27 protein-coding genes and 1 riboswitch are annotated in these 26,672 nt (G+C 34.2%); of the genes, 4 read left to right on the forward strand and 23 right to left on the reverse strand.

Features of this window, described 5'->3' with window-relative positions; genetic code table 11:
• Positions 1 to 12 precede the first annotated feature (12 nt).
• The 9 genes from CAB05_RS13440 to sufC all read right to left on the reverse strand — a co-directional run bounded on the left by CAB05_RS13440 (position 13) and on the right by sufC (position 9,715).
• Positions 13 to 1,266: a UDP-glucose dehydrogenase family protein gene (locus CAB05_RS13440; RefSeq protein WP_088000569.1), complete on the reverse strand. Its 1,254-nt coding sequence runs from the start codon at positions 1,264 to 1,266 to the stop codon at positions 13 to 15.
• A complete protein-coding gene (locus tag CAB05_RS13445) occupies positions 1,263 to 2,363 on the reverse strand; it encodes an NAD-dependent epimerase/dehydratase family protein (protein ID WP_235821493.1) in 1,101 nt (366 codons plus the stop codon). The genes CAB05_RS13440 and CAB05_RS13445 overlap by 4 nt, the downstream gene beginning before the upstream one ends.
• Positions 2,364 to 2,441: 78 nt before the next feature.
• Positions 2,442 to 3,230, reverse strand: a complete 789-nt coding sequence (rfbF, locus tag CAB05_RS13450) for a glucose-1-phosphate cytidylyltransferase (RefSeq protein ID WP_088000573.1) — start codon at positions 3,228 to 3,230, stop codon at positions 2,442 to 2,444.
• A gap of 232 nt (positions 3,231 to 3,462) precedes the next feature.
• The gene (locus CAB05_RS13455; RefSeq protein ID WP_088000575.1) at positions 3,463 to 3,981 is read right to left on the reverse strand and encodes a P-loop nucleotide/nucleoside kinase family protein; all 519 of its coding nucleotides are present in this window, start codon (positions 3,979 to 3,981) and stop codon (positions 3,463 to 3,465) included.
• 517 nt (positions 3,982 to 4,498) lie between these two features.
• Positions 4,499 to 5,896 (reverse strand): Fe-S cluster assembly protein SufB, encoded by a 1,398-nt coding sequence (sufB, locus tag CAB05_RS13460; protein ID WP_088000579.1) that lies wholly within the window; start codon positions 5,894 to 5,896, stop codon positions 4,499 to 4,501.
• 46 nt (positions 5,897 to 5,942) lie between these two features.
• On the reverse strand, positions 5,943 to 6,392 hold the full coding sequence (gene sufU, locus CAB05_RS13465) for a Fe-S cluster assembly sulfur transfer protein SufU (RefSeq protein ID WP_088000581.1): 450 nt from the start codon (positions 6,390 to 6,392) through the stop codon (positions 5,943 to 5,945).
• Positions 6,382 to 7,602, reverse strand: coding sequence for a cysteine desulfurase (locus tag CAB05_RS13470; RefSeq protein ID WP_088000583.1), 1,221 nt, complete (start codon positions 7,600 to 7,602; stop codon positions 6,382 to 6,384). The genes sufU and CAB05_RS13470 overlap by 11 nt, the downstream gene beginning before the upstream one ends.
• Complete coding sequence (gene sufD, locus CAB05_RS13475) at positions 7,602 to 8,909, reverse strand: Fe-S cluster assembly protein SufD (protein WP_088000585.1); 1,308 nt, start codon at positions 8,907 to 8,909, stop codon at positions 7,602 to 7,604. Before sufD ends, CAB05_RS13470 begins: the two co-directional genes overlap by 1 nt.
• A 20-nt stretch (positions 8,910 to 8,929) precedes the next feature.
• Positions 8,930 to 9,715: a Fe-S cluster assembly ATPase SufC gene (gene sufC / locus CAB05_RS13480; RefSeq protein ID WP_088000587.1), complete on the reverse strand. Its 786-nt coding sequence runs from the start codon at positions 9,713 to 9,715 to the stop codon at positions 8,930 to 8,932.
• Between the two features lie 390 nt (positions 9,716 to 10,105).
• On the opposite strand from sufC, the gene CAB05_RS13485 reads away from it, so the two are divergent.
• Positions 10,106 to 10,204 carry a hypothetical protein gene (locus tag CAB05_RS13485; protein WP_158093269.1) on the forward strand — a complete coding sequence of 33 codons (99 nt, stop codon included), beginning with the start codon at positions 10,106 to 10,108 and terminating at the stop codon, positions 10,202 to 10,204.
• Positions 10,205 to 10,433: 229 nt separating this feature from the next.
• On the opposite strand, the gene CAB05_RS13490 is transcribed toward CAB05_RS13485, so the two are convergent.
• A complete protein-coding gene (locus CAB05_RS13490; protein ID WP_088000591.1) occupies positions 10,434 to 11,159 on the reverse strand; it encodes a DUF3298 and DUF4163 domain-containing protein in 726 nt (241 codons plus the stop codon).
• 289 nt (positions 11,160 to 11,448) lie between these two features.
• Here CAB05_RS13490 and CAB05_RS13495 point away from each other — a divergent pair, with 289 nt between their 5' ends.
• The gene (locus CAB05_RS13495; RefSeq protein ID WP_088000593.1) at positions 11,449 to 12,420 is read left to right on the forward strand and encodes a 2-hydroxyacid dehydrogenase family protein; all 972 of its coding nucleotides are present in this window, start codon (positions 11,449 to 11,451) and stop codon (positions 12,418 to 12,420) included.
• 90 nt (positions 12,421 to 12,510) lie between these two features.
• Here the strand turns inward: CAB05_RS13495 and CAB05_RS13500 are convergent, their stop codons facing one another.
• The 11 genes from CAB05_RS13500 to CAB05_RS13555 all read right to left on the reverse strand — a co-directional run bounded on the left by CAB05_RS13500 (position 12,511) and on the right by CAB05_RS13555 (position 23,672).
• A complete protein-coding gene (locus CAB05_RS13500) occupies positions 12,511 to 13,344 on the reverse strand; it encodes a MetQ/NlpA family ABC transporter substrate-binding protein (protein WP_088000595.1) in 834 nt (277 codons plus the stop codon).
• Positions 13,345 to 13,368: 24 nt separating this feature from the next.
• Positions 13,369 to 14,037, reverse strand: a complete 669-nt coding sequence (locus CAB05_RS13505) for a methionine ABC transporter permease (protein ID WP_088000597.1) — start codon at positions 14,035 to 14,037, stop codon at positions 13,369 to 13,371.
• Position 14,038: 1 nt separating this feature from the next.
• Positions 14,039 to 15,052: a methionine ABC transporter ATP-binding protein gene (locus tag CAB05_RS13510; RefSeq protein ID WP_088000599.1), complete on the reverse strand. Its 1,014-nt coding sequence runs from the start codon at positions 15,050 to 15,052 to the stop codon at positions 14,039 to 14,041.
• A gap of 136 nt (positions 15,053 to 15,188) precedes the next feature.
• Positions 15,189 to 15,299: riboswitch (SAM riboswitch) on the reverse strand.
• A gap of 63 nt (positions 15,300 to 15,362) precedes the next feature.
• On the reverse strand, positions 15,363 to 15,725 hold the full coding sequence (locus CAB05_RS13515) for a hypothetical protein (RefSeq protein WP_088000601.1): 363 nt from the start codon (positions 15,723 to 15,725) through the stop codon (positions 15,363 to 15,365).
• A 467-nt stretch (positions 15,726 to 16,192) separates the two neighbouring features.
• Positions 16,193 to 16,516, reverse strand: coding sequence for a thioredoxin family protein (locus CAB05_RS13525; RefSeq protein ID WP_088000605.1), 324 nt, complete (start codon positions 16,514 to 16,516; stop codon positions 16,193 to 16,195).
• Positions 16,517 to 16,529: 13 nt separating this feature from the next.
• A complete protein-coding gene (locus tag CAB05_RS13530; RefSeq protein ID WP_088001682.1) occupies positions 16,530 to 16,880 on the reverse strand; it encodes a ribonuclease M5 in 351 nt (116 codons plus the stop codon).
• 213 nt (positions 16,881 to 17,093) lie between these two features.
• Positions 17,094 to 17,477, reverse strand: a complete 384-nt coding sequence (gene gcvH / locus CAB05_RS13535) for a glycine cleavage system protein GcvH (protein ID WP_088000607.1) — start codon at positions 17,475 to 17,477, stop codon at positions 17,094 to 17,096.
• A 40-nt stretch (positions 17,478 to 17,517) separates the two neighbouring features.
• Positions 17,518 to 17,874, reverse strand: coding sequence for an arsenate reductase family protein (locus CAB05_RS13540; RefSeq protein ID WP_088000609.1), 357 nt, complete (start codon positions 17,872 to 17,874; stop codon positions 17,518 to 17,520).
• Positions 17,875 to 18,260: 386 nt separating this feature from the next.
• Positions 18,261 to 20,045: an acyl-CoA dehydrogenase FadE gene (locus tag CAB05_RS13545; RefSeq protein ID WP_088000611.1), complete on the reverse strand. Its 1,785-nt coding sequence runs from the start codon at positions 20,043 to 20,045 to the stop codon at positions 18,261 to 18,263.
• Positions 20,046 to 20,094: 49 nt separating this feature from the next.
• Positions 20,095 to 21,270 (reverse strand): acetyl-CoA C-acetyltransferase, encoded by a 1,176-nt coding sequence (locus CAB05_RS13550; RefSeq protein WP_088000613.1) that lies wholly within the window; start codon positions 21,268 to 21,270, stop codon positions 20,095 to 20,097.
• A 20-nt stretch (positions 21,271 to 21,290) separates the two neighbouring features.
• Complete coding sequence (locus CAB05_RS13555; protein WP_088001684.1) at positions 21,291 to 23,672, reverse strand: 3-hydroxyacyl-CoA dehydrogenase/enoyl-CoA hydratase family protein; 2,382 nt, start codon at positions 23,670 to 23,672, stop codon at positions 21,291 to 21,293.
• Between the two features lie 217 nt (positions 23,673 to 23,889).
• On the opposite strand from CAB05_RS13555, the gene CAB05_RS13560 reads away from it, so the two are divergent.
• Positions 23,890 to 24,030: a YuzL family protein gene (locus CAB05_RS13560; RefSeq protein ID WP_088000615.1), complete on the forward strand. Its 141-nt coding sequence runs from the start codon at positions 23,890 to 23,892 to the stop codon at positions 24,028 to 24,030.
• A gap of 181 nt (positions 24,031 to 24,211) precedes the next feature.
• Here the strand turns inward: CAB05_RS13560 and CAB05_RS13565 are convergent, their stop codons facing one another.
• Together CAB05_RS13565 and CAB05_RS13570 are read right to left on the reverse strand one after the other, a co-directional pair.
• Positions 24,212 to 25,129 carry a proline dehydrogenase family protein gene (locus tag CAB05_RS13565; protein ID WP_088000617.1) on the reverse strand — a complete coding sequence of 306 codons (918 nt, stop codon included), beginning with the start codon at positions 25,127 to 25,129 and terminating at the stop codon, positions 24,212 to 24,214.
• A 189-nt stretch (positions 25,130 to 25,318) separates the two neighbouring features.
• Positions 25,319 to 25,579 carry a DUF2573 family protein gene (locus CAB05_RS13570; protein ID WP_088000619.1) on the reverse strand — a complete coding sequence of 87 codons (261 nt, stop codon included), beginning with the start codon at positions 25,577 to 25,579 and terminating at the stop codon, positions 25,319 to 25,321.
• A 238-nt stretch (positions 25,580 to 25,817) separates the two neighbouring features.
• Between CAB05_RS13570 and CAB05_RS13575 the strand changes: the two genes are divergently transcribed.
• Positions 25,818 to 26,621, forward strand: a complete 804-nt coding sequence (locus CAB05_RS13575) for a formate/nitrite transporter family protein (RefSeq protein ID WP_088000621.1) — start codon at positions 25,818 to 25,820, stop codon at positions 26,619 to 26,621.
• Positions 26,622 to 26,672 lie beyond the last annotated feature (51 nt).

Here is a 26,672-nt window from a genome sequence, read left to right on the forward strand (position 1 = left end):
TTTTATCGTTAACTATTGGTAAATAAAACGATAATCGAAAACATTCTTTTTCTTTATCGACTCTTCATTTTTAATAAATTCATCCCAAGCTGTTAAAATTACAACATGATTAACCATTGAAAGCAGTGATGATAAGTTAGGAGAATATTGAATAGGAAATCCATATACCTCTTTAAACTCTTCGTTTGCCATAGGATCATAGGCGATGATATTTTTGTACCCTTTTTGAAGCAAACCTTGAATAATAGCTTTTGCCGGTGTATCCCGAATGTCATTTGAATTTGGCTTAAATGCTAACCCGAGGATTCCTATATTTTCATTCTTTTCAACTATTCTTTCTACATCACTGACAACAAATTCTTTAATGGCTTCATTTACTTTTAGGGTACTTGTTAATAGTTCTGGTGTGTAAGAATTCTTTAAGGCCTGACTAACTAAAGCCATCGTATCTTTAGGAAGGCAGTAGCCGCCAAATCCACAACCTGGGAATACATAAGATGTCATATTAGCTGGTGCGCCACTCCATCTTCTATCAAGATGTAAGACCTGAAATGCTTTTTTTATATCAATATTTCCGATGGACCTGGCAATTAGTGACTGTTCATTTGCAAAACTGATAAGAGTTGCCAGCATCGTGTTCGATAAATACTTAATAAATTCAGCAGTATTTAAAGAAACCCGGTAAATCGGAGCATTAAAAGTGTGGTATGTCGTTTCGACTATCCGTCCACTTTTATCATCATCCTGGCCAATAACAATACGATCTGGATTCATAAAATCGTCCCAAGCATATCCTTCTCTTAAAAATTCAGGATTATTGGTTAGGCCAATTTCAACTCCAACCTTAAAACCTAAATTTTCCAGATAGGGTTTAATCCTTTCACTTGTTGTGGATGGAGGAATAGTCGATTTGATCACTAATACTTTAAACTCCGGCTTTTTTATATAGCCTGCAACATTTTTAATTGCTTCCAAGATATATCCCAAATCCGCACTACCATCCGTTTTGCTCGGTGTTCCTACACAGAGAAAGATAACTTCACTGTTGATTACAGCTTCCTGTAAATCATCTGTAATCGTAAAACCTTTATTTAAGTGCTTATTTAATTTTTCATTAAGATTAGGTTCATAAAAGGGAATCTTACCATTTCTTAATTGCTCCTTCTTCTTTTGATCAATATCAAAACCGTAAACATGATACCCTTTCTCGCTAAATCCTAAAGCCGTAGTCAATCCAACAAATCCAAGGCCAATTACAGTAATCAATGAATTTCACCTTCTTCCTTCAAAAAGCTTAGAAAGCGATTGACACCTTCAACTATTGATATTGAAGGAGAATAGTTTAAAAGTTTTCTTGCCTTTGAAATATCAGGACATCTTCTTAATGGGTTATGTGTTAGATAACTCTTTTCTTCCGATTCTTTAAATTCTATTGACTGATTAAAACCAAAATTTTCTGAGCCTGCATCCTTATATATCTGAGCTAATTCTTTGATTGAAATTTCGGGTGTATCTATTCCTATATTAAAGTAGTCAAATGGTTCATATAGTAGCGCCTTTAAATAACCAGTGATGGCATCTGTAACATAACAAAATGTTCGAGTTGGTTTTCCGTCGGAGTGCATAATCAGTTTTTTATTTTCAATAATGGCTTTTGCAAAATCAGCTGGTACCCTTTTATCATTAAGCCTCATTCCGGGTCCATAATTATTAAATGGTCTGACAATTGAAATGGGCATACCAAATTTTTCGGCATATAAGTAACATAACGTCTCTCCGAATCGTTTTGCCTCATCATAGCATGCGCGCGGTCCTATCATAGCCACATTTCCTCTATACTCCTCGGAAGTCGGAATGTAATCCGGAAATGGATCACCATAAACTTCACTGCTGGAGAAAAACAAGAACCCTTTAATGTTTTTATCCTTATAAAAATCTAACAAAGCTCTTAGTCCTATTACATTAGCATCTAAGGTTTCAAGAGGATATTTTCTATAAAAGGTTGGTGAGGCAATCGAAGCCATGTGGATAATAAAATCAACATCCTTAATTTTATTAGTATCAAATAATGAAAACTCAGTAATATCAAACATGTATAATCCAATCTTTGGATTTAATTTCTTTAAATCTTTAATCCATTTGGGTTTCCCTAGTTTAAAATTGTCAATTCCAATAATCTTTTTAATACCAAGCTGCGCTGAATAATCAGATAAAAATGACATGAAATAATAGCCTAAGAATCCGGCGCAACCCGTAATGAGGATTGTTGAATCCTTAAGTTTTTCTATTTCTGTCTGATCAAGATTTTTAAATATATATTGAAGATCTGACTGATAGATATTGTGTTTTTCATATAAATCCAAGTTATCTACCTCCACATTCATTCTTTTAAATAAAACAATTGCACCAATTACAGAGGCATAAACTAAAAACTGTTGTTCTTAATTATTTTTATCCCATATTTTCCAAGGAGCTTTACTGGACTCCCACATTTCTTGTAAATATTTCTTATCCCGCAAAGTATCCATTGGATACCAAAAACTATTATGTTTATATGCCATTAATTGACCATCTTTAGCAAGGTTTTCTAACGGCTCCTTTTCAAATATGGTTTGTTCACCGTTATTCAGGTAATTAAATACTTCTGGCTGCAATACAAAAAAGCCAGCATTTATCCAACCGCCATCTCCTGGTATTTTCTCTTGAAACTTCTCTACTTTCTGATCATTGGACAAGGATAAAACTCCAAATCTGCCCTGAGGCTGTGTAGTTGTTAATGTAGCCAACTTCCCATGTGAGCGATGGAATTCTACTAATTCCTTAATATTTACATCACTTACTCCGTCACCATAAGTCAACATAAAAGATTCATTACCAACATAATCCTGCACTTTCTTAATTCGGCCACCAGTCATTGTATTTAAACCAGTGTCAACCAATGTAACCCTCCAAGGTTCAACCGAATGCTGGTGAATAATAAATTCATTTCCCTTCTGAAAATCAAGTGTTAAATCAGAATTATATAAGTAATAATTTAAAAAATACTCCTTGATTACATGGCTCTTATACCCTAAACAGATAATAAAGTCGTTATATCCATAACTAGAGTAAAGCTTCATGATATGCCATAAGATGGGCTTTTCGCCAATCTCTATCATAGGTTTCGGCTTTAAATGGGTTTCTTCACTTATTCTTGTGCCAAACCCCCCAGCTAGAATTATGACCTTCACATTTTTCTCTCCTTTCGAGACATTCTGCTTCTTTGAATAAACATCGATTAGTTGCCGTGTCCATTTCTTAATAACATATTCTTAATTTTGAAAATTGTTTAGGCATATCCAACATTCAAAACGCATTTTAGAAAGGAGAGTTAAAATGAGGCTTACTTGAAACGGAAAAGTATTTAAGAAGGACAGGAGAGAGCTAGGGAAAACTGACATCCAAATGTTAGTGTAGTCAAAGTTATAGACAAAATTGATCGAACCGGCTTATTAAATCATGAATAATTTCACCTGGCTGTTTATTTGTTGTGTCATAGAGATAGTTTTTGTTTGGTAAAAAGTTTTCAAGTTTGTCTAATAAATATAAAGATCCTTCTATTAAATAATCATCCCCTCTTTGATTTAATCGTCTAATAATCGTTTCATCATCTGCCCGTAATACGACATAATGAATTTTTACATTTAAATCCGATAAGTGCTTATCTAACCACTCTAACTCACTGTAAACAACATAATCTATAATTACATTAATGTTATTTTCAAGGAAGTTCCTTGTTAATGAGAGAATATTTTTCCATATAATAGCTCTCATTTCTTCCCTCGGAGGTTGTATTTTTCCTCTGAACATTAATTTGATTAAGTCACCTTCTATTAATGCAGCTTCTTCTATCTCCTGGGCAAGTGCATTTGAAACTGTCGATTTACCAACTCCATATGGACCTGAAATAATATAAATGGAACTATTGTTTCTATTTTGCATATTAAGTTTCCCCTCCAGAACCTAGTTAATAGGGAATTAAGGATTTCTATAAAGACTATGCGTATACATAACATCTTGTGTAGACAAAAGCATTTTTTGTATAAAAAAGACCCCCAACCAAATTGGTTGAGAGCCCTTGAAAAATGGAAGAGAAATTATTGAGTGAATTAAAGAAGTTTAAACTGAAGCAAAATGAATTGATAATAGGAAACGAGAGGTTTCATCGAAAATGAAGATGGTATTGTTTTTCAGAACTGTCATGGGCATTAACTAACACCTTTAAAGTTAGAAATTCCATTCGTGATTACTGCAAAACAGCTGGTGTAGGATACAAAAAAGGACACATGTTTTTGACATACTCATGTTGTTCTGCTACTTGAATCAGGAGTAAGTATTAAATACGTGCCAAACTGCCTAGATCATTAAACAATCAAAATAACAGATGATATTTATCTCGATATTACCGAAAAAAAAGAAGACGAACCTAAGCAGTCCGCCTTCTTAACTTTAAAGAATATTAGCCAATTGATCCTTCCATCTCGAACTTAATCAGACGGTTCATTTCAACAGCATATTCCATTGGTAATTCTTTTGTAAATGGCTCAATGAATCCCATAACGATCATTTCTGTAGCTTCTTGCTCAGAAATACCGCGGCTCATTAAGTAGAATAATTGCTCTTCAGACACTTTAGAAACTTTCGCTTCATGCTCAAGAGAAATATTGTCGTTTAAGATTTCATTGTATGGAATTGTATCAGAAGTTGATGCATTATCCATAATTAATGTATCACATTCAATGTTTGAACGAGATCCAGCAGCTTTACGACCAAAGTGAACAATACCGCGATATGTTACTTTACCACCGTGTTTTGAAATTGACTTCGAAACAATTGTAGAAGAAGTATTTGGTGCTAAGTGAATCATTTTTGCACCAGCATCTTGGTGTTGACCTTTACCAGCAATTGCGATAGAAAGTGTAAGGCCACGAGCACCTTCACCTTTTAAAATAACTGCAGGATATTTCATCGTAAGTTTAGAACCGATGTTACCATCAATCCATTCCATTGTTGCATTTGCTTCACAAACAGCACGCTTCGTAACTAAGTTGAACACATTGTTCGCCCAGTTTTGAATTGTAGTGTAACGGCAGTAAGCATCTTTTTTAATGATGATTTCAACTACTGCAGAGTGAAGTGAGTTTGTTGTATAAACAGGAGCTGTACAACCCTCAACATAGTGTACACTTGAACCTTCGTCAGCAATAATTAGCGTACGTTCAAATTGTCCCATATTTTCAGAGTTAATACGGAAATATGCTTGTAGAGGCGTATCTACTTTTACACCTTTTGGTACATAAATAAACGATCCACCTGACCAAACCGCAGAGTTTAATGCTGAGAATTTGTTATCTGTTGGTGGGATTACTTTACCAAAGTGCTCTTTGAAGATTTCTTCATGCTCACGTAAAGCTGTATCTGTATCAGTAAAAAGAATACCAAGATCAGTTAAATCTTGTTTCATGCTGTGGTAAACTACCTCAGATTCATACTGAGCAGAAACACCCGCTAAATACTTTTGTTCTGCTTCAGGGATACCTAGTTTATCAAATGTATTTTTGATTTCTTCAGGTACTTCATCCCAAGATTTTTCTGTTTTCTCTGATGGCTTTACATAATAAGTAATTTCATCAAAGCGTAAATCAGACATGTCTCCACCCCATTGAGGCATTGGCATATCATAGAAATATTGTAAAGATTTTAAACGAAAATCTAACATCCATTGTGGTTCATTTTTCATACGTGAAATTTCTTCAACGATTTCCTTTGTTAAACCACGCTCTGAACGGAAGATTGATACGTCACGGTCATGAAACCCATATTTATAATCACTAATATCTGGTAAATTCGTAGACATCATTCATACTCCCTTCTAATAGAAGAGAGGATTAAAGCTCAGAAGATTATTCTTCTGATTTTAACCCCTTCTCCATCGCTTTCCATGCAAGTGTTGCACATTTAATTCGTGCAGGAAATTTCGAAACACCTTGCAATGCTTCAATATCATCTAATTCAACTGAATCATCGTATTCTTTTCCAAGCATCATGTCAGAAAATATATGAGAAAGATTTAATGCTTCCTCAATTTTCTTACCTTTAATTGCGTGTGTCATCATTGAAGCAGATGCCATTGAAATGGAACAACCTTCACCGTCAAAACGAGCATCAGATACGATACCATCTTCAACTTTTAAACGCAATTCAATTCGATCACCACAAGTTGGGTTATTCATGTTAACTGTTAAGTCACCATCAGAGATAGCCCCAACACCCTTATTACGAGGGTTTTTATAATGGTCCATAATCACTCGACGATACAATGCATCCAGATCTATATTACGATTAATAGACATCACTAAAGTACTCCTTCGTTTTTACTAGTCCTCTTACAAAAGCATCTACATCTTCTTTTGTATTATACAAATAAAAACTTGCTCGAGCAGTTGCAGATACTTTTAACCATCTCATTAATGGCTGTGCACAATGATGACCTGCACGTATTGCTATGCCTTCAACATCTAAAACAGTCGCTAGATCATGTGGGTGAACATCATCAATATTAAATGTTACAAGACCCGCACGATGTTTTGGACCATAGATTGTGATACCTTCTACAGAAGATAACTGTTCCAGTGCATAATCTACAATCTCATGCTCATGTTTTTCGATATTGTCCATACCGATGTCATTTAAGAAATCAATTGCTGCACCTAATCCAACTGCACCAGCAATGATTGGTGTACCACCTTCAAACTTCCAAGGTAGTTCTTTCCAAGTTGAATCTTGTAAGTCAACGAAATCAATCATTTCCCCACCAAATTCAATTGGTTCCATGTTTTCAAGAAGATGTTTTTTACCATAAAGTGCACCAATACCTGTAGGAGCACACATTTTATGACCAGATAATGCATAAAAATCACAATCTAAGTCTTGTACATCCACTTTCATATGCGGTGTACTTTGTGCACCATCAACAAGCATAACTGCTCCATTTTGGTGTGCAATTGCTGCAATTTCTTTTACAGGATTAATTGAACCAAGTACGTTTGAGACATACATGATAGCAACAATTTTCGTATTAGAATTAATTGTAGCTTTTGCTTGCTCGATACTAATCGAGCCATCTTCTTCTAAAGGTATATATTTAAGCGTTGCGCCAGTTGCCTTTGCCACCTGTTGCCATGGAATGATATTACTATGATGCTCCATATAAGAGATCACTATTTCATCTCCAGCTTTCAGGTTAGCTCTGCCATAACTAGCAGCGACTGTATTGATTGCCGTTGTTGTTCCTCTAGTGAAAATAATTTCTTCCATTGAAGAGGCATTAATGAATTTACGAACTTTTTCACGAGCTCCTTCATATGCATCTGTCGCTTTTGTTCCTAGCGTATGCACACCTCTATGAACATTGGAATTAATTTCTCGATAATAGTTAGAAACTGCCTCAATTACCTGTACAGGTTTTTGTGAAGTTGCTGCGCTATCCAGATACACTAAAGGATGTCCATTTACTTCTTGATTTAGAATAGGAAAGGCTTCACGGATTGATTTAACATCCATTACTTAACCTTCCTCTCAATTACATCAACAAGCATTTTTTTAACTTCATCAACCGGTAATTCCGAAACTACAGGTGCTAAGAATCCGTGAATAACTAAGCGCTCTGCTTCCTTCTTCGGAATACCACGACTCATTAGGTAGTAAAGTTGAGTAGGATCTACTTTACCAACTGAAGCTGCGTGTCCTGCCATTACATCATTTTCATCAATTAATAGAATTGGGTTTGCATCTCCACGAGCTTTTTCACTAAGCATTAACACACGAGAAGTTTGTTGTGCATTAGATTTAGAAGCACCGTGCTCAATTTTTCCGATTCCATTAAAGATAGAAGTTGCTGCATCTTTAGATACACCATGCTTTAAGATCCAACCTTCTGAACCTTTACCAAAGTGGATAATGCTCGTCGTAAAGTTTTGCGTTTGCTCACCACGACCAACAGTTACCATTTTCATATCTCCAAATGATCCGTCGCCAATTAGGTTCGTAACGTTTTCAAATACTGAGTTTCCATCGTTCATTAGACCAAGTGCCCACTCAATTTTACTATCACGACCAGCGTGACCACGACGTACAACATAAGCAGTTACACCTTTTGCTAATGTATCAACTGCACCGTAACGTACTTTAGCATTATCTAAAGTAATTACCTCAGTTACTACATTTACAACAGCGCCGTTTAAGTCTTGTGAAGTTGAAACATAGTTTTCTACATAAGTTACTTCACTGTTAGCGTCCGCTACAACTAACACGTGATTGTAAGCAGGTACTGTTTCTCCATCCACTACGAAAATTGCTTGAATTGGTTTTTCAAGAACAACATTTTTAGGAATGTATAAGAATGCACCACCATTTACTAATGCAGCATGTAATGCGATTAATTTGTTTTCGTCTACTTTTACAGCTTCTGTCATGAAATACTTTTTAACAAGGTCTTCATGATCTTTAATAGCTGTGTGTAAGTCAATAAATAGAACACCTTTTTCTTTTGCTTCTGTTGAAAGCGCGTGATATACAGGTGAACCATTGTATTGTACGTATACTGATTGATCAGCATCTTCGTTCATTAAAGATGTAACTGATTCTGGTAATTGATCCTTCGTTGGAACATTGCCAGTAGTTACATCAAATTCTTTACCAAAGAAATCCCATTTAGAGATATTCGTTTTATCTGGTTTTGGTAGAGAAAGTGTTTCAGCTTTAGCAAGTGCGTTTAAACGGAACTCTGTGAAGTAAGCTGGTTCATTACGCAGTGCAGAAAGCTGCTTTACTGTTTCTTGACTAAATGGAATTGTAGTACCAGTTGTCATGAGAATCCCCTCCTATCCGATTAAGCTTCTTGCCCAACTGTCTCGTCTTCGATACCTAACTCTTGTTTAATCCAGTCATATCCTTCAGCTTCTAAACGAGCTGCTAATTCAGGACCACCTGATTTTACAATACGACCTTGCATCATTACGTGAACGAAATCAGGCGTAATATAGTTTAATAAGCGTTGGTAGTGAGTGATGATTAAGCAACCGAACTCTTCTCCACGCATTTCGTTAACACCTTTAGATACTACTTTTAATGCATCAATATCTAACCCTGAATCAATTTCATCAAGAATTGCAATTTTTGGTTGAATCATCATCATTTGAAGAATCTCATTACGTTTTTTCTCTCCGCCTGAGAAACCTTCATTTAAATAACGTTGTGCCATTTCTGGATCCATTTCAAGGAATTCCATGTTTTTATCTAAAGTACGGATAAATTTCATTAATGAAATTTCATCGCCTTCTTCACGACGAGCGTTTACCGCTGAACGTAAGAAATCAGCATTTGTAACGCCACTGATTTCACTTGGATATTGCATAGCAAGGAAAAGACCTGCTTGAGCGCGCTCATCAACTTCCATTTCTAATACATCGTTGCCATCAAGCTCGATGCTTCCACCAGTAACTTCATATTTTGGATGACCCATAATAGCTGAAGATAAAGTAGATTTACCTGTACCATTTGGTCCCATGATTGCGTGGATTTCTCCACCTTTTACTTCAAGGTTTACACCTTTTAAAATTTGCTTACCTTCAATAGCAACTTGAAGGTCTTGTATTTTTAATGTAGAAGCTCCCATTGTTTACCCTCCATAATCTTAACAAATAAAATTTCTATAAAATAGAAAATGGCTATTTTAGTTCATTCTCATTTTATTCTCATTCTAATCTTAAAGCAATTAAAAAGTATTTTCAAGCAGTGTACTATTTTATTAAAAAAGTTTTATTGTCACGCTAAATTTTTTGCAAAAATAGAAATTAATAAAGATACTATATATATAGGAAATAATAATTTCAACATTAACAATTCAAGTGAGGTAAAATATGTCAAAATTAACTAAACTCTCATCTGAACAACAAAAGTATGCAATTAATCACCTTCAAAGCTTTTTCTTAAACGAAAGAGATGAAGTACTTAGCGAGTTAAGCGCATTTTTGTAATTGACTTTATCACTACAAAGCTTGGTCCCTTGTATTTTAATAAAGGTATTGAAGAATCCCAAAGATTTATGTCAGAGCGTGTAGAAGACCTTTACGCATTATTGTTAAAAGAAGATCTTGAATCGTAATATTCTCTTAAAACAATTTTTTAATCATATTCAATTTAGCTTATTCAATACTAATATAGTTGTTCGAGTTAAATTGGGTGATACGCACTTAAAAATTACTCATATATTTAATAAAATTCGCACTCTTTCATTATTAACTAAAAACCAATTTTTCATAAAACAATTTTATATGTTATTAAATGTAAAAGAACCTTATTTAGAAGGTTCTTTTGCATTCACATATCTAATTTTACTGTTGGAATATATTATAAGGTACAACGATTTCCGGCATACCCGCCGCATATGCAGCTACTTCATATTCACTAAAAATTAATTTAATGCCTTCCTGATCAAATACCCATAATCTATTTTTATCATTTAGAGATATTTCATTTGGTGACTTAATTAAAACATATCCACTATATTTATTTTGTAATTGTTGATAAGTATAATCTTGTATAGCTTTTTCCTTTCCTTTTATTAGGCTTGATAACCGAATGAGATCACCTGTTTTTAAATCAAAATTAAAGACTGTCCCAGTTGTCATCCCATGTGCGCCGCCAGTATAAACATATTCATAATAGACAACACTTAATTTTCCAGCATCATTAAAAGGAACCTTATAAGTAAATACGTACTCATAAGGTCTCCATGGACCTTGACTTGAAGTCCATTTTGCCTTCGCTTCTTTTTCGTCTGCAAGTAATTTTAATCTATGTTGATTAGCTACTTTCGCACCTTTTTGTAAAGTTGTATTTATTTTATGCTCGGCTTTTTTGCTACTCAATCCTTTTACTTGTGGATATTTAATTGGTGTATTTCTCAATTTCACTTCATACACTTGCGCTTTTTGTACAGTAGCAGGCGACAATTGTACTAGTTTACTGTTTTGTTTGACCGCTGCTTGTGAATAAGTCGGTATCACAATAGAGCTTGTCATGATACAAGTAATTAAAAATCCAATAACTTTTTTCATCTTTGCTCCTCCTTAAACCAAATATTACCTTTAGTATGAGAAATTACGGATAGATTTATTACCTTCACAAATATCCGATTCTAGATTCCCTTCTATTAAACTCATAAAAAAATGCAGATCCTTATACAAGGATCTGCACTTGTTTATATATTTAATAACTGCTTGATTTATCCTTTATTGATATTCGACAAATTCCTTCTAAGTGCATTCAAATTTAATAATTACAATCAAATCATTTATAATAAAAAGATGCATAATAGAAGATTTTATTCAGAAAGTGGGATATAAAGTGGCCAATATTTTTGTAGCAGGCAAAATACCTGAAAAAGCAGAAGAAATCTTAAAAGGAAACGACATAACTATTTTCACTGGTGAAGGACTAATCACTGAAGACGAGCTTTGCGAAAGTGTAAAAAATGCTGATGCAATTCTAAGTTTACTATCTACCCCAATTACAAAGAATGTAATCGATGCCGCGAAAAATGTGAAGATTATTGCTAATTATGGAGCTGGATTTAACAATATTGATGTTGAGTATGCTACTAGCAAAGGAATTCACGTAACAAATACTCCATTTGTTTCTACAGATGCAACTGCAGAATTAACGCTTGCTATCCTATTAGCAGTTTCGAGAAGAGTAGTAGAAGGCGATGAGTTATGCCGTACGACTGGTTTTGATGGATGGGCACCATTATTCTTTAGAGGCACTGAAGTTTCAGGGAAAACACTTGGAATCTTTGGCTTCGGTAACATTGGACAAGCAGTTGCAAAACGAGCAAATGCTTTTAATATGAAGGTATTATATACTCAACCTAGAAGGTTAAGCCCAGAGATTGAACAACAATTTAACGCAACCTATGTTTCATTTGATGACTTACTAAAAGAATCTGATTTCATTTCACTTCACTCTCCATATAAGCCTGAACTGCACCATCTATTTGGAGAAGAAGAATTTGCAAAAATGAAAAAAACTGCCTTCTTTATAAATCCAGCAAGAGGAACACTCGTAAATGAAGCAGAGTTAGTAAATGCTTTAAAAAATGGTGTGATTGCGGGCGCTGCGTTGGATGTTTTTGAATTTGAACCAACCATTACGGAAGAATTAAAAACATTATCGAATGTAGTTCTAACACCTCATATTGGAAATGCAACTTATGAAACGCGTGAAGCAATGTCTGAAGTAGCAGCTAAAAATATTATAGAAGTAATAAATGGACGAAATCCTATTTCTGCTGTAAATGAAATATTTGTTAAAAACTAATCTGTACAATTCCCAATTATTATTAATAAAGATATTTGCTAAAACAAAAAAACTCTTAGCTAAATTGCTAAGAGTTTTTCTTTTGATTACTTATTCACTTACAGGTACTACAGCACCTTCATATTTTTCAATGATGAAATCTTGAATTTCTTTAGAGTGTAATACTTTTACTAATGCTTTGATCTCTTTTTTGTCTTTGTCACCTTCGCGTACTGCAATGATGTTTACATATGGAGATTCTTTACCTTCTAAAGCAATTGCATCCTTCATAGGATTTAAACCAGCATCAATTGCATAGTTAGTATTGATTAAAACAGCATCGCCTTCTTTGTTTTGATATACTTTTGGAAGTAAACCAGCTTCAACGTCAGCTTTGAATTTTAAGTTTTTAGGGTTTTCAGCAATATCTTTAATTGTAGCAGTTGTTGGGTCTACGCCTTCAGCAATTTTAATTAAACCTTCTTGTTGTAACAGGCTTAACATACGACCGTGGTCCGCAACTGAACTACTCATGATAATTGTTGCACCTTTTGGTAGATCATCTAAGCTTTTATATTTTTGAGAGTAAACACCGATTGGTTCAATATGAATTCCACCAGCATTTTCAAATTTATATCCATTTTCTTTCATTTGTGATTCTAAGTAAGGAATGTGTTGGAAATAGTTAGCATCTAATTCTTTTGATTCTAAAGCTTTATTCGGTAAAACATAATCTTGGAATTTAACGATTTTTAAATCAATACCTTCTTTTTTCAGTAAAGGTTTTGCTTCTTCTAAGATTACTGCGTGAGGTACGTTTGAAGCACCTACTACTAATTCTTTATTTCCTTTTCCACCAGCTTCGTTTTCTCCATTACCACATGCAGCTAACGATAAAGCTAATACGCCTGCTCCTAATAAACCTGTAATCTTTTTGAAATTCATGTTCTTTTTCCTCCCTAATTTGAATTAAGCTCTTTTATCTATTTTTGTTGTTATTAAATCTCCAATAAATTGAAGTATAAATACAATGATTAAGATGATGACCGTTGCCACTAAAGTTACTTCATTATTTGATCTTTGGTAACCTTCCATAAATGCTAAGTTACCAAGTCCACCGCCACCTACAACCCCAGCCATTGCCGTATAACCAACAATTGCAATTGTTGTAACAGTTAGGCCTGAGATAATAGCAGGTAACGCTTCTGGAATAAGAACTTTTAAAATAATTGTTAAAGTGCTTGCTCCCATTGCTCTTGCTGCTTCGATTACACCCTTATCAATTTCACGTAATCCGATTTCAACCATTCTTGCATAAAATGGTGCAGCTCCAATAATTAAAGCAGGTAATGCAGCTTTCGCACCAAGCATTGAACCCAGAATAAACATTGTAAACGGAATTAATAAAATGATTAAAATAATAAACGGTATTGATCTGAATATATTTACAAATCCAGCTAAAATCATGTTGATCAATTTGTTTTCTAACAGCTGGTCTTTACTTGTTAAGAATAATAGCAAACCAATAATTAACCCTAAAATAAAAGTAGCTAATGCTGCTATTACTGTCATAAATAATGTTTCTTGTGTTGCTAAGATCATTGTTTCCCAATCAACATTCGGAAAAAGTTGTGTCATATTACGCTACCTCCACTTCAACTTGCTTTGATTCTAAGTAAGAAATTGCCTCTTTGATGTTATTTAAATCTCCTACAAGTTGAATAGTTAGTGTTCCGTAAGACCCTTCAGCGGTTTGAACAATTTTTCCTTGCAAAATATTGATTTCAATATCAAAGTGCTTTACTACTTCAGATATATGGGGTTGATTAGCTTGTCCATTTTTAAATGTTAGCCTATAAGTTTTATCATTCCCATTGCTTTCTATAATTACTTGTTGATTAAGTTCCTCGTCTGTTCCTCTAACCTGCTTTACGAATTTCTTCGTAATTTCTTGTTGTGGATGAGTAAACACATCTACTACATGTCCTTCTTCAACGACTCTTCCATTTTCCATTACAGCTACTCTCTGACAAACTTTTTGAATAACATGCATTTCATGTGTAATCATAACGATTGTAATCCCTAGTTGTTTATTAATACTTGTTAGTAGTGAAAGTATTGAATCAGTTGTTTCAGGATCTAAAGCAGAAGTAGCTTCATCACATAATAATACATCTGGATTATTTGCTAATGCTCTAGCAATCCCAACACGCTGTTTTTGACCACCACTTAGTTCTGAAGGATATGCATTTTCTCTTCCTTCAAGCCCTACAAGCTTGATTAATTCTTTTGCACGCTCTACACGTTCCTTTTTTGAAACATTAGCAATTTCAAGTGGGAAAAGTATATTGTCTAAAACTGTTCTAGACCATAATAAGTTAAAGTGTTGGAATATCATCCCGATTTTCTGTCTTGATTTTCGAAGCTCTGCTGATGAACACTTTGTGATTGATTTCCCATTAACGATAACGTCACCATCTGTTGGAATTTCAAGCCCGTTTAGCATTCGTAATAACGTACTTTTCCCAGCACCGCTATATCCGATCATGCCAAAGATTTCGCCTGCTTCAATTGTTAGTGAAACATCCTTTACCGCGGTTACAGTGCCCTTTTTACTCCTATATATCTTACTTACATTATTTATTTGAATCATTCATGATTTCTCCTCTCAAACATTCTAACAACTCTCTTTTCAATTTTTTGTAAGAAATAACTTTTTTAGTCTTAAAAAACAAAAAAACCTTTCTACTCACATGAGCAGAAAGGTTTAACATAAAAAGTAATCCTTTCTCTCATCTCTCAAAGCAATTGCTTTGCAGGAATTAGCACCATTTCAATGACAAGCATTGACGGTTGCTGGGTTTCACAGGGCTCAGTCCCTCCACCTCTCTCGATAAGAGTTAACGTATCAAATATTCGGTTGTTTAATGTAATTTTCATTCTACAAACTTAGACATAAGTTGTCAACAATTTTCTAAAAGTTTTTTCTCATTCTCCACACTCGTGTATTGAAAAATTGTTTCAATGAGTAATAATAATCGATAATTCCCCTCATAAGAAGCGTCATTTAACTTTAATAATAGACCTAAGCGTTCCCTACCTAAATTTAACGATTTCCAACCATCTTTCGTTAAATTAATTCTTAACTGTGGAATAGCTCGATCTAATATTTCAATAAATGGAGCTTTCTTGCTGAATTTGATATATGATTTCTCATTAAGACAATTTAGTTCGAAAATTCGATCCTCAATCGGTAAAATTATTTGTAAATATTCTTTATTAATAAATAAATTTCTAGCTTGTCCAACCCACTCCTTAATTTCCATATCGTTAACACCTCTCCCGAATTCTTTAAAACTATTTTCTCATAGATAGATGTTATGTTCTTTACTTTTCGCTCGACAATTACCATGGATAAACGCATGTCATTCTACAACTTTCACCTTATTTCCCAAGAAATATGTCAGAAGTTGGGTAATATTTATAAGTTCAGGCTCGAAACTTTGTTGCTATAAAAAAAAGAATTCGTCGATTTCCACTCCAGGTTGCTCGCTTTCCGTGGGGCGTGCGGTGAGCCTCCTCGGCGCGCCTGCGGGGTCTCACCTGTCCCGCTACTCCCACAGGAGTCTCGCACCTTCCGTTCCAATCGTTATCTTTGCTTATAAATGAACTCTTTAAATACAAAATTTCTAAAAGAATCAATAAAAATGGCAACTAATCAGTTAATTAGTTGCCATTTAGAATAATATGTTATTTGTATCTCCAAGAGAAGAGAACACTTTTCTCTATGCATTCATCGTTTAATATACAGATTGTATTTTTTTAATAAGTCATGTAAGTACGGAACAGATTGGAAAGCGTATATTTTTTGTTTGATTTCTCCTTTATCGAAGATAAGTAAACAAGGTACACTTTCAATTTTCCAGTGCTGAGCTTCTTGTGTTAGATCATTAATATTTTGCTTAGATAATGGTAAGTTAGGCAGTATTTCATTAACGATTTCTAACATTTTTGATGCTACTTGGCAAGTACCACACATAGCGGTATATATATATAAGATTGTTGTTTCTTTTGATTCTATACGTTGCATTAATTCATTCTTTGTCCACTGGTGCATATCATTAATCCTCTTAAATTGTTCTTAAATAGTCTGTAAAAACGGAAATATCCGCTCCTAATAATACACTTGCTAAATGTTGACTTGGGGCTGTTGCAACTTCACGATAGCTTCTGTCGATATACAAATGCTCCGCTTGAGGAAATTCTCTTTTTAATAATCTTCTCAGTTTTTCTCCAGCCTCATCAGCATCAACTAGTACATAGATTTCTCTAAAATCTAACATTTCGGCTAGTTCATCTAATTTAGTTGTCCCTACAGTTCCATTTGTACAAATGATATCTACAGGTTCTTTTATAATAGACTGAATCTTTCTTTTATCAGTAGTACCTTCGACAATGATTACTTTTCTTTGATCTTCAATATTCACTGGGCATCACCTAATGTAAAGGACTCTAAAGCTTAATTCATTTATATAGTATATTCTATTTTCGTTTGTTGTTTCCTTTTTTTCATAAAAGGAAAATAAACTAACCCAAAAACAAGACAAAAAATAACATAAAAATAGTATTTTGTATTTATTAGTATACACATAAATTAAGAAAAGCGCCCATAATTGGACGCTCTTAATAGATAATTAATCTTGATTAATCATTTCTTCGTATTTTTCAGCAGACATTAACTCTTCATATTCAGAAGTGTTAGAAGCTTCAACAACTACCATCCATGCTTTTTCGTATGGAGATTCGTTTACGAATTCTGGATTATCATCTAGGCTTGAGTTTACTTCAACAACTTTCCCACTAATAGGAGCATAAAGTTCAGAAACTGTTTTTACAGACTCAACGCTACCAAATGGCTCATTTACTGTAATATCATCGCCTACTTCTGGTAACTCAACAAATACGATATCTCCAAGTTCTGATTGTGCAAAATGAGTAATACCGATATAGTACTTATTACCTTCAACTCTTACCCACTCATGTTCTTCTGAATAACGTAATTCTTTTGGAATTGACATTGTGAATCCTCCTCGATTAATTACCATAATTTATGTTATTTTATAACCAAACTTTTTCAAATACTTCTTCGTTAAAACCAACTGTCGCTTGATCTCCATTAAAAAGAAGCGGTCTTTTGATCAGTTTGCCATCAGAACTTAGAAGTTCTAGAAGCTCTTCTTCAGTTTTAGTTGGAATAACATCCTTCAAGCCAAGTTCTCGGTATTTTACACCACTTGTATTAAATAATTTATTAATAGAAATTCCACTTACTTTTAAAACATCAGCAAGTAATTCCTTTGAAGGCGGATTTAATGTAATATCAACTGCTTCCACAGTTACATTATGTTCTTTAAGCCAAGAAGCAGCTTTTCGACAAGTTCCACACTTTGGATATGTATAAAAAATGATACTCATATTAGCAACTCCTCCCATTTTCTATTTTATCACAGTAAATAAGTGAGTTAAAATAGTTCGGTTAGAAAATTCTGTTATAAATTGTCATTTATAAATATTATAACAACATTCGACAATATTAACTAGTTAAACGTTCGGTTATTTTTCAATTTATCACGATATTTTTTTCATATCCTAACCATCATTCGTATTTTCAAGACCAAATTATACTGTCAGAAATGATTTAATCTGATTTAAATTTTAGAATAACCTATATTAGTATGTCATATCTGAAGATAGATTATCCTATTTTTACCATATCATCAAATATTTATTGGGGCAGAAAGTAGTAATTCCTTTCATAAAAAAACTGCCAATCTCTTAAGAAAGGCAGTTTTTCTAAAATCTTATACTGTATAACGCTCAGCAGCTAATACACCAGCTGCGATTTCACGCTTTTTAGCAATTACGTTAATCGGCGTGTGACGAGTAAATTTACGAAGCGCAGAAGTCATCATACGTAAAGAATCGCCTGACTCAACAGCTACTAAAGTTTCTTTTGCATGAGCCTCAATTTCATTGAACGCTTCTTGACAGAATACTTGAGTATAAAGTAGTTTTTGGTTTGATTTTTCTACGCCTACTTTGTTGATTGCTTTTTCTGTACGAAGAATTGCAGATTCCATTGCATAAATATTGCTTGCAATATCAGCAATGTTTACTAAGATTTCTTGCTCTCTTTCTAATGCTTTACCGAATTTTTGAGCAGCTAATCCTGCAATCATGATACCGATTTTCTTTGCATTACGTAGTAAATGCTTTTCTTGCTCTAGTGGAGCATCTCCTACTTCTGAAGGCATAAACATCATAAGCTCTTCTTGAATTGCTTGAGCTTGTTGAAGTAAAGGTAATTCACCTTTCATAGCTTTACGTAAGAATGTACCTGGTACGATTAATCGGTTAATTTCATTTGTACCTTCAAAGATACGGTTGATACGAGAGTCACGATAAATGCGCTCAATTTCATATTCTGCCATGAAACCATAACCACCGTGAATTTGAACACCTTCGTCAGCTACATAGTCTAATACTTCTGAACCGAAGAATTTATTTAATGAACATTCAATTGCATATTCAGAAACAGCTGCCGCTACTGCTTTTGGATCTTTTGCTTGTTCCTCAGTTAATTGACTAAAGCGGTCTTCAAATAATCCTACAGTACGGTAAACTGAACTTTCATTTGCATAAATTTTCGTAGCCATGTTCGCTAATTTTTCTTGAATTAAGCTAAATTTAGCGATTGGTGTTTTAAACTGTTGACGTTGGTTTGCATAAGTTGCAGACAATTCTAAAGCACGTTTAGAAGATCCAACTGTACCTACAGCTAATTTGTATCGACCAATATTTAAAATGTTGAATGCAATGACATGGCCTTTTCCTACTTCACCTAAAAGATTTTCTACTGGTACTGCAACATCTTCTAAAATTAATGTACGAGTAGAAGATGATTTGATACCCATTTTCTTTTCTTCTGGGCTAGTTGAAACGCCTGGATAGTTTCTTTCAACGATAAATGTAGAGAAATGCTCACCATCGATTTTTGCATATACAACGAATACATCTGCAAATGCAGAGTTAGTGATCCATTGTTTTTCTCCATTTAAAATATAATGTGTACCTTCAGCATTTAATTTCGCTGTAGTTTTCGCTCCTAATGCATCTGAACCTGAACCTGGCTCTGTTAACGCGTATGCAGCTAATTTTTCACCAGTAGCTAAATCCGGTAAATAGCGTTTCTTTTGATCTTCATTACCGAATAAAACGATTGGAAGTGATCCAATTCCAACATGTGCTCCATGAGTAATTGCAAATCCACCAGCTAAAGAAAACTTCTCTGAAATTAATGAAGAACTAATTTTATCTAATGCAATGCCACCATATTCTTCTGGAATATCAGCAGCAAGTAAGCCTAGCTCACCAGCTTGTTTTAATAAACGAACAGAACGCTCGAATTCATGTTTCTCTAAATACTCTAATTCTGGTAACACTTCATTTACAACAAACTCTTCAGTTGTCTTCGCAATTAATTTATGCTCGTCAGTATAATCCTCTGGAGTAAAAATTTTATCAAAAGTAATTTCTTCTGTTAAAAAGCTTCCGCCTTTAATGACACTACCGATTGTTTTTTCCATCATTTCTTCCTCCTGTTTCGTTTTCATTTATTTTGTATTCGTTTTTTTATTAAATTAATTCAAATACCCCAGCAGCTCCCATTCCGCCACCGATACACATTGTTACTACACCGAATTGCTCTCCACGACGCTTCATCTCATGTAATAAAGATAGTGTTAATTTTGCACCAGTACAGCCAAGTGGATGTCCTAATGCAATTGCACCACCGTTTACGTTTACTTTGTTTTCATCTAAACCTAAATGACGCATTACTTGAATTGACTGTGAAGCAAATGCTTCGTTTAACTCAAATAATCCGATATCAGATAAACTTAAACCTGCTAGTTTAAGAGCTTTTGGAATTGCTTCAACTGGACCAATCCCCATCACTTCTGGTGCTACACCAGCAACTGCAAATGAACGGAATTTTAACAGTGGACTTAATCCTTCCGCTTCAGCTTTTTCACGATCCATTACTAGTACCGCTGCTGCTCCATCACTTGTTTGTGAAGAGTTACCAGCAGTCACTGATCCTCTCACATTAAATGCTGGACGTAATTTTGCTAAAATTTCAGAAGTTGTACCCTCACGTACGCCTTCATCTTGAGAAAAAGTAAATTTTTTCTCCTCTAATTTGTTATTTGAATTAATTGAACGTAGCGCAACATCAACTGGTACAATTTCATCTACAAAGCGACCTTCACGAATTGCAGCAGCTGCTTTTTGATGGCTTCGAACCGCAAATGCATCTTGGTCTTCACGAGAAATTCCATAGCGATTTGCTACTTGCTCAGCAGTGTGTCCCATACCCATATAATATTCAGGTGCATTTTCTACTAGTCTACTATTTGGACGAATTACATGTCCTGACATTGGTACTAAACTCATAGATTCAGCACCACCAGCAATCGCAGCTTCTGAGTGACCTAACATAATTCGCTCTGCAGCATACGCTATACTTTGTAAACCTGAAGAACAATAACGATTGATAGTGATAGCCGGAACTGTATTTGGTAATCCAGCAAGTGCTCCAATATTTCTTGCCATATTTAAGCCTTGTTCAGCTTCAGGCATTGCACATCCAAAAATTAAATCATCAATTGGACCATCATAATTACCAGCACGTTTTAATGTTTCTTTTACTACTAATGCTCCTAAATCATCTGGTCGAACTGTTGCAAGTGAACCTTTTTTCGATTTGCCTACAGGTGTTCTTGCACCTGCTACAATGACAGCTTCTCTCATGTTCTTCCCTCCATCTCCGATTAGTTACGTAACGGTTTTCCTTTTACAAGCATGTGCTGCATACGAGCCTGAGACTTCATTTCAGTGATTAAGCTTAAGAATGCTTCACGCTCAATGTCTAATAGATATTGCTCATCAACTTTTGTACCGAATGGAACTTTACCACCAGCAATTACATAAGCTAATTTCTTAGCAATTGTTAAATCATGCTCACTAATATATCCAGATTGATACATAGCTTGAGCACCTAATAATAATGTTGCATAGCCTGTTTCACCTACAACAGGTACTTTCTCACGTACTGGTGCACTGTAACCAGCTTCATATAATTCAAGAACTCGTTGTTTTGCTTCATAGATTAAATGATCCGCATTAAACACTTTGCGATCATTGTGATTTAAGAATCCGTTTTCAAATGCTTCTTGAGCAGATGTAGATACTTTAGCCATAGCAACTGTTTCAAACACTCGGTTTGCTAAAGTTTGTAAGTCAAACTGCACGCCTTCTGGGAATTGCTTTAATTGTTTCATATAAAGCTCTTTACTACCGCCACCGCCAGGAATTAAACCTACACCAACTTCAACTAATCCCATATAAGTCTCTGAAGATGCAACAATACTAGAAGCCGGTAAACAAATCTCTGAACCTCCACCAAGTGTCATTCCATATGGTGCTACTACTACTGGTTTATCAGAGTATTTGATTTTCATCATTGCGTTTTGGAAGCCTTTAACAACCATTTCAATTTCAAAGTAGTTATCATCTTGAGCTTCCATTAAAATCATTGCTAAGTTTGCACCAACACAGAAGTTCTTAGCTTGATTTCCAATGACTAACCCTTTGTAATTTTTTGATACTTCCTCAACTGCGAAGTTGATCATTTGTGTAATATCCATACCGATTGCGTTGCTCTTTGTATGGAACTCTAAGCAAGCAACACCATCGCCAAGGTCAATTAAACTTGCACCAGAATTTTTCTTAATGATGCGACCTTGTTCTTTTAAAGCACTAAGTTTAATTTCTTTTTCATTTCGATCTAATTGAACATATTCTCCATTATGATAGAAACTAACAGCACCATTATCTTGTTTGTAGAAGCTATCATTACCGTTATCTAACAGATCCTTAACCCAACCAGGAACAGAAATGCCTTCGCTTTCCATGCGGACTACTGATTTAGATACACCAATTGCATCCCAAATCTCAAAAGGACCTAAATCCCATCCAAATCCCCATTTCATCGCTTGGTCTATTCCAACAATATTATCTGAAATTTCACCAGTTAATTCTGCAGAGTACGCTAATACTGGACTAATAATACTCCATAGGAAGTTTCCAGCTCTGTCATCAGCGTATACAAGCGCTTTCAACTTATTTGGTAAACCTTTTACTTGTTTAACAGTTTCTGTAGATACAGTCGTTAATTTTTTTCTTGTACCATATTCAAAAGTAGCTGGATCAAGTTCTAAAATTTCTTTACCTTGCTTCAAGAAAAATCCTTGACCACTCTTACTTCCTAACCATTTACGATCCGCCATTTCCTTCATAAATTCAGGAACTTTGAATACTTCTTTTTCTTCGCCTTCTACTAAGTCATAAACATTATTTGCAACGTGGATAAATGTATCTAATCCAACTACATCTAAAGTACGGAAAGTAGCACTAGATGGACGACCGATCATCGGACCAGTAATTGAATCTACTTCACCAACGCTATATCCACCTTTAAGCATCTCACGAACTGTTACAAGTAATCCGTAAGTTCCAATTCTGTTACCGATAAAGTTAGGTGTATCTTTTGCAAGTACAACTCCTTTACCTAAAACATCTTCACCAAATTTTTTCATAAATGTAAGTACTTCATGAGATGTATGTTGTGTAGGAATTACTTCTAGTAATTTTAAGTATCTTGGTGGATTAAAAAAGTGTGTGCCTAAGAAATGTTTTTTAAAGTCTTCAGAACAATCTTCAGACATCGCTTCAATTGAAATCCCTGATGTGTTAGAGCTTATGATTGATCCCGGTTTACGAACAGCATCAACTTTTGCTAACACTTGTTTTTTTATCGCTAAATTTTCAACTACTACCTCAATGACCCAGTCAACTTCACTTAAACGACTCATGTCATCTTCAAAATTTCCAGCTTCAATTAAAGCTAAATTTTTCTTTGAGGCTAGAGGAGCTGGTTTTTGTTTTAATAATTTCTGAATAGCCGATTGACTAAAACGATTACGAAATTCTTTAGATTCAATAGTAAGACCTTTTGCAGTATCTTCCTCAGATAATTCTCTTGGGACAATATCAAGAAGTAATGTTGGAATACCTATATTCGCTAAGTGTGCAGCAATACCTGAACCCATCACACCCGAGCCGAGTACAGCGGCTTTTTTAATTCTTTGGATCATATGCATTTCTCCTCCTTGTTTCTTGAATGAATACTCATTCACTTTCAAGATAGAATTTCCCCATCGCAAATGAGCTCTACTTTCACTATATGCTAAATTCTAATTTTTCGCAATAAACAAAAAGTTCAAATTAATAATTTTTTATTTTAGCCAATCCTATTTTTACTAATAAGATTACTTTATTAGGTTAGTCTAATGAATGGAGGTGATTACTATGCGACGGAAGAGAAATCCATCTAAGGGTGGGGTCAGTGCAGCAAGTGTACAAGGGAATGCAGGCCATGGAGATCAAAAGCAGGAAAAAGGAAAACAAAGTAACAACCAGCAGTACGGACGAGAAAATATGGGTCAATAAGATTAGTTTTTTTACTAAGGTTGTTTCATAGACTAGGACGATGAAATCATTAAAATAATGTTGTTTTGTTTTTGAATTTATATTAAGGTCGATTCACAAATAATCCTGTATAAAAAGTAAAAAGAGACTGTTGAAATAAGGATCTCGGACAATCCTCTTTTCAGCAGTCTCTTTCATTTCATTATTTACTGAACATACCCTTTAATACGAAAGCTACGTTAGCTGGACGTTCAGCTAAACGACGCATAAAGTATCCATACCAGTCAGTACCATAAGGCACGTAAACACGCATGTTATAGCCCTCTTTAACAAGCTCTAATTGGCGTTCAACACGAATACCATATAACATTTGGAATTCGAACTGATCGTTAGGAATATTATGTTCTTTTACTAATTGCTTAGTATATTCAATCATCGCTTCATCATGAGAAGCAATTGCAGTAAAGTTACCGTTTAATAAGTGCATTTTAATGATTTTTTTGAAATTCTCATCCACATCTTTTTTATCTGGGAATGCGACCTCTGCAGGTTCTTTATATGCACCCTTAACAAGACGTAAGTTTGGATTTAAACTATTTAAATCATTGATATCGTTTTCAGTTCTGTATAAATAAGCTTGAATTACAGTACCGATATTTTCATACTCTGATTTTAATTGTTTAAAAATGCGAATCGTTTTTTCACAACGAGTAAAGTCTTCCATATCAATCGTTACAAACACATTGTGTTTTGTAGCAACTTCAAGAATTCGGCGCATGTTTCCTAATACAAGCTCGTCCGAAATATCAAGACCCATAGAAGTCATCTTTAATGAAAGTTGTGAATTTAACTTATTTTTTCCGATTGCTTCAATTGCTTCGATACAATGATCAGTCATTTCGTTTGCTTCTTCAACCGTATCAACGAATTCACCTAAATAATCAATTGTAACCTTTAAATCTTTTTTATTTAAATCTTGGATTACTCTAGTTGCTAAATCGATTGTTTCACCTGCAACGAATCGAGCTGCACCAAAACGAAGACCGTATTTCTTAGCCATCTTCGTTAAAAACTTATTTTTTGACATGAATAAAAAAGTATTTTTCATCAGTTGTTCCATCTCTTAACCCCCAATTTCTAAATAGTACTTCTCTCTCTATATAATACTAATGTATCATTTAATGAATATCGTTAAAACATTTTTTTAGCGAATTGTCGAATTTTGTACAAACAATAAAACGCTTACTAAATATTATATTATCATAATTTTAGTCATCAGTCATCCATACGACGCCCTAAATCTTATTACCTATTTTTTCTTGTTTGCCATTTCTTCTCGATGTTGTTCGTTTAACGTTTTGATTTCTTTAATTAAATGAATCATTTCATCCTTCGCATCTGGATATGTTTCATTCCAATGCTTCGTCAAAGGCGGCATAGATTTAGATATATATGTGTACATAATCCACTTCTCAACTTTTTCTTGCTTTTCCTCTGACCATTCTCCAAGCATTAACTCTGTATATTTTTTTATTAGCGCTTCAAATTTTTGTTCAAATTCCTTTTGCATAAAATCACCCCTCCATCATACTGCACAACTTTTTTAAAATGTTTATTCTGATACACGAAATTATATTATACATTCACAAATAATAAAAATAGATGATGCGAGAAGTTCATTAGTTTTTCTATTACGAGCATTTTCTTTTTTCACACATTGTTCATACTTTCACAATCTTTTCTTTAATATATGTCCTTATACTAAATGGTGTATTCATTTATTTAAGCAATGTATTGGAGTGATCATCTTGGAACGGGAAAGTATACAGTATTGTATCGAATTGGCACTTAAAAAAAAGAATGTATTGGATCAAAATATAAATAAATATTTAACTCGTGCAGCTTTGGCTTCTATTTACATCAGTTTTATTTTAATTGTGTGCTTAAAATTAGCAGAGATTTTCCGACTTCAAGAATCACTATTCACTTCAGTGGCATATCCTTTTGTTTTCGCCACTGCACTCGTCATGATTATTTATGGTGGTGGAGAACTATTTACTAGTAATACAATGTATTTTACGATTTCTACTTTGGCTAAAAAAACAAGTAACATTGATTTAATCAAAAACTGGACTGCTTGTTACTTGGGGAATATTTTAGGATGTTTTGTCTTCGCCATTTTGTATTATTTTACTGGTTTATCAAAGGAATTTCCAACAGATCATTTCTTAACAAATGTTGTAGATCATAAAATACACGCTTCTTTTATTCAATTGTTTTTTAAAGGTGTTTTATGTAACTGGCTAGTCTGTCTTGCTTGTTTTTTACCAACCAGATTAAAAGATGATCTTGCAAAAATGGTAATGATTTTCTTATTAGTATTTGCTTTCTTTTTTTCCGGTTATGAACATAGTGTTGCAAATATTGCCGTCTTTACTTTAGCATCAATTATGCCTCATGATATAGCATTTACTTTTAGTAATGTTTTACACAATTTAGTTCCTGTTACATTAGGAAATATTGTTGGTGGTTCTGTAGGTGTAGGTGTTAGTTATTATTATTTAAACAGTCGTAACCATGTTAATCCTAAAAAATTAAAACAAATTTCATGATTTTTTGACTAAACCTGTCTGAAAACTAACTAGACAGGTTTTTTCGTGCAA

Origin of the sequence: Gottfriedia solisilvae (assembly GCF_002128405.1) — a bacterium.
GTDB classification, from domain to species: Bacteria; Bacillota; Bacilli; order Bacillales; family Bacillaceae_G; genus Gottfriedia; species Gottfriedia solisilvae.

Excerpts from the sequence above, each read along its gene's own strand:
- CAB05_RS13455 (WP_088000575.1), bottom strand. The coding sequence starts at position 3,981 with ATGCAAAATAGAAACAATAGTTCCATTTATATTATTTCAGGTCCATAT.
- sufB (WP_088000579.1), bottom strand. The coding sequence starts at position 5,896 with ATGTCTACGAATTTACCAGATATTAGTGATTATAAATATGGGTTTCAT.
- sufU (WP_088000581.1), bottom strand. The coding sequence starts at position 6,392 with ATGTCTATTAATCGTAATATAGATCTGGATGCATTGTATCGTCGAGTG.
- CAB05_RS13470 (WP_088000583.1), bottom strand. The coding sequence starts at position 7,602 with ATGGATGTTAAATCAATCCGTGAAGCCTTTCCTATTCTAAATCAAGAA.
- sufD (WP_088000585.1), bottom strand. The coding sequence starts at position 8,909 with ATGACAACTGGTACTACAATTCCATTTAGTCAAGAAACAGTAAAGCAG.
- sufC (WP_088000587.1), bottom strand. The coding sequence starts at position 9,715 with ATGGGAGCTTCTACATTAAAAATACAAGACCTTCAAGTTGCTATTGAA.
- CAB05_RS13490 (WP_088000591.1), bottom strand. The coding sequence starts at position 11,159 with ATGAAAAAAGTTATTGGATTTTTAATTACTTGTATCATGACAAGCTCT.
- CAB05_RS13500 (WP_088000595.1), bottom strand. The coding sequence starts at position 13,344 with ATGAATTTCAAAAAGATTACAGGTTTATTAGGAGCAGGCGTATTAGCT.
- CAB05_RS13505 (WP_088000597.1), bottom strand. The coding sequence starts at position 14,037 with ATGACACAACTTTTTCCGAATGTTGATTGGGAAACAATGATCTTAGCA.
- CAB05_RS13510 (WP_088000599.1), bottom strand. The coding sequence starts at position 15,052 with ATGATTCAAATAAATAATGTAAGTAAGATATATAGGAGTAAAAAGGGC.
- CAB05_RS13515 (WP_088000601.1), bottom strand. The coding sequence starts at position 15,725 with ATGGAAATTAAGGAGTGGGTTGGACAAGCTAGAAATTTATTTATTAAT.
- CAB05_RS13525 (WP_088000605.1), bottom strand. The coding sequence starts at position 16,516 with ATGCACCAGTGGACAAAGAATGAATTAATGCAACGTATAGAATCAAAA.
- gcvH (WP_088000607.1), bottom strand. The coding sequence starts at position 17,477 with ATGTCAATTCCAAAAGAATTACGTTATTCAGAAGAACATGAGTGGGTA.
- CAB05_RS13540 (WP_088000609.1), bottom strand. The coding sequence starts at position 17,874 with ATGAGTATCATTTTTTATACATATCCAAAGTGTGGAACTTGTCGAAAA.
- CAB05_RS13545 (WP_088000611.1), bottom strand. The coding sequence starts at position 20,045 with ATGGAAAAAACAATCGGTAGTGTCATTAAAGGCGGAAGCTTTTTAACA.
- CAB05_RS13550 (WP_088000613.1), bottom strand. The coding sequence starts at position 21,270 with ATGAGAGAAGCTGTCATTGTAGCAGGTGCAAGAACACCTGTAGGCAAA.
- CAB05_RS13560 (WP_088000615.1), top strand. The coding sequence starts at position 23,890 with ATGCGACGGAAGAGAAATCCATCTAAGGGTGGGGTCAGTGCAGCAAGT.
- CAB05_RS13565 (WP_088000617.1), bottom strand. The coding sequence starts at position 25,129 with ATGGAACAACTGATGAAAAATACTTTTTTATTCATGTCAAAAAATAAG.
- CAB05_RS13570 (WP_088000619.1), bottom strand. The coding sequence starts at position 25,579 with ATGCAAAAGGAATTTGAACAAAAATTTGAAGCGCTAATAAAAAAATAT.